This window comes from Neisseria sp. P0014.S002, from assembly GCF_051958295.1.
In the GTDB taxonomy this organism is placed as follows: Bacteria; Pseudomonadota; Gammaproteobacteria; order Burkholderiales; family Neisseriaceae; genus Neisseria; species Neisseria flavescens_B.
Genome location: NZ_JBQCVO010000022.1, coordinates 1 through 2,993, shown reverse-complemented (window position 1 = coordinate 2,993; position 2,993 = coordinate 1). Strand labels below are relative to the sequence as shown.

The 2,993-nt window shown below is 44.4% G+C and carries 2 protein-coding genes; both read left to right on the top strand.

The window, feature by feature from the left end:
* The first annotated feature begins 319 nt into the window (after positions 1–319).
* Positions 320–1,549 carry a tetratricopeptide repeat protein gene (locus ACTHSX_RS10375; protein ID WP_440377597.1) on the top strand — a complete coding sequence of 410 codons (1,230 nt, stop codon included), beginning with the start codon at positions 320–322 and terminating at the stop codon, positions 1,547–1,549.
* 44 nt (positions 1,550–1,593) lie between these two features.
* On the top strand, positions 1,594–2,772 hold the full coding sequence (coaBC, locus tag ACTHSX_RS10370) for a bifunctional phosphopantothenoylcysteine decarboxylase/phosphopantothenate--cysteine ligase CoaBC (protein ID WP_440377596.1): 1,179 nt from the start codon (positions 1,594–1,596) through the stop codon (positions 2,770–2,772).
* Positions 2,773–2,993: the final 221 nt, after the last annotated feature.

The window sequence follows — 2,993 nt, the reverse complement described above, 5'->3', positions numbered from 1 at the left end:
CTGTCTGCTTCGTTTTCTTCACCGCGTCAGCAGCGAAGAACCGAACTATACGCCTCACAACAAAACCAGTCAACACCCAATTTCAAAAAAAAACTAAAAATTTTCACAACTATCTGTATTTAAATAATTTAAAATTTATTGAATTTTATCATTCAATAGATAAACCAGATATCCTAAGATAAATAGTCCTGCGGCTTTGCTCTTATTTGCCACATTCAAACACTCTATATCTCTATATTACTGGCGCTTTAGTCCCATCTACTCTTACAATCTCTACTTTTTCCAATAAAACAATCATAAATTTAGAATAGTCCCTATTATGAGCAACGAAAAGATTCAACAAAAATTTGAACAAGCATATCACTCTTTTATCGAAGAGGAAAATTACGAGGAAGCGCTAAAACGTGCCGAGATTCTTTGCCTTCTCAATCCCCAATCTGTCGAATTTCATCATAAAGTTGCTTATGCCTATCTGAAGCAATTGAAATGGGAAAAGGCCATTGAGGCTGAAATGAAAACGCTAGAGCTGGATAGTACCTATATTCCTGCTTTGGATTTACTAGCACATGCTTATGGTGCTCTAGATAATTGGGAAAAAACTGGGGTTTACGGTCATCAAGCTTTGGTTTTAAAAGATAAAGCCATTCCAGACCTAGAACATGAAATCATTCCGGCACCAGCCCCAAAAAACGGCAAACGGATTATCTCCTTTTCTTTATTTGGCAATAATTCCAAATATATTGAGCCTGCCGTCTTAAATACCCAGCTTGCGCCTGTGCTTTTCCCTGGTTGGACATGTCGTTTTTATGTCGACGATTCTGTATCGGCTGAAGCTATTCAACGATTTAAAAATAACGGTGCCGAAGTGATTAAGGTTGGCGCTCCATTGAACAACTGGCCGGGTACGATGTGGCGCTTTCTTGCCATCAATGATCCTGAGGTTGAATACGTTATTTTCCGTGATGCAGATTCTATTATTTGCTATCGTGATGCAGCGGCCGTATCCGAATGGATAAAAAGTGGCACCCTATTCCACACTATTCGCGACTCAGGCTCGCATACTGCCCTAATTCTTGCGGGCATGTGGGGTGCTAAAGCAGGTGCAGTCCCAGATATGCAGGAAAGAATTCAGAATTTTGTCGACGAGGGCTACCCTTCCAGACATTTTGCCGACCAAGATTTTCTAGAAAAAGAATTGTGGGCCTATATCCGTCAGAATCTGTTTGCACATGACAGATTATTTGATTTCTGTAATGCACACGAAATTCCCGGCGAGTTCTACTCTAATTATCAAATCGCTTTCAGCGAAGGGGTTACCAGCTTTAACGCAACGACTGATTATAAAGACGGCAGTCTGGCAAGATGGACGCTGTACTCCAGTGTTTCGCCTTTGGTCAATCCGGACTACTCGCTCAATGTTGTTCCTGAATTTAAAGTCTGCAGTTATGTGACTGAAGTGAAAAACGGGGTGGTTTCAGCATTTTTGCCGAAGAGATATGGCAATGCGATTAAAGTAAAACTGGCCAGAATCAACATCGAACAGATCTAATTTGATTTGATTCCTATATATCTCATTTAATGAACCCGTTATTTATGAGCAAACACATTCTCCTCGGCATTACCGGCGGTATTGCGGCGTATAAATCTTGCGAACTGGTCAGACTGCTGAAAAAGCAAGGACATTCTGTATCAGTGGTAATGACAGATTCTGCGACAGAATTTGTCTCCCCACTGACTTTCCAAGCTTTAACCGGCAACCCTGTTTTATCGGATACCTATTCAGGCGCTTCCAATAATGGCATGGCGCACATCAATCTGACGCGTGAAGCTGACGCATTTCTTATTGCACCAGCCACTGCCAATACGATTGCTAAAATTGCCAACGGATTGGCCGACAACCTGCTGACTACTTTGGCTACAGCCAGAAAATGTCCCTTGGCCGTTGCGCCTGCAATGAATGTCGAAATGTGGAACAACCCTGCTAACCTGCGCAATATTGAACAACTGGTTTCAGACGGCGTTACCGTGTTTTACCCAAACAGCGGCGAACAGGCTTGCGGCGAAACAGGTACAGGCAGAATGGTCGAAGCGGTCGATCTGGCAGATTTGCTAGAGGATTTATGGACACCCAAGCTGCTGAGCGGCAAAAAAGTTCTGATTACAGCCGGCGCAACGTTTGAAGCCATCGATCCTGTCCGCGGCATTACCAATATTTCCAGCGGACAAATGGGTATGGCTTTAGCGCGTGCGTGCCGTGCTGCCGGAGCGAAAGTCACGCTGATTTACGGTCAAATTCAGACGGCCCTGCCAGCAGGCTTGACTCATTCCGAACAGGCTGTCAGCGCAGAAACCATGTATCAGGCAGTTCACCGCCATATCCATGATCAGGATGTCTTTATTTCTGTTGCAGCCGTTGCAGACTATAAAGTCAAAAACAGCAGCAACGAGAAACTAAAGAAAAACGGCAATCAGCCCCCAGTTATCGAATTGACGGAAAATCCGGATATTCTCGCATCCGTTGCCGCCTTGCCTTCTCCACCATTCTGCGTCGGCTTTGCTGCCGAAAGCCATCAGGTTTTGGAATTTGCACGGGCAAAACGTTTACGCAAAAACGTTCCAATGCTGGTAGCCAACCAAGTTTCCGTTTCCATGGGCAAGCCAACCAATCAAATCACCATTATTGATAACCTTGCCGAAACCTCATTTCCGGAAACATCCAAACGCCAAGCGGCAAATGAAATCGTCAAACGCCTGGCTGAATTATTGGTTTGATCAAACAAAAGGCCGTCTGAAGGTTTTTCAGACGGCCTGAGACCTTTGCAAAAAAGCCTTTCCTCCAACAGCCGAAACCTAAACAAAGATTTTCGGCTGTTTTTGTTTCAAATATCCACTGATTCTACTCAAATACCCCCTTACTCCCCCCTTGGATACCTGATAATCAGGCATCCGGCCGCTTTTTAGGCGGCAACAGGCGCACTTAGCCTGTTGGCGGC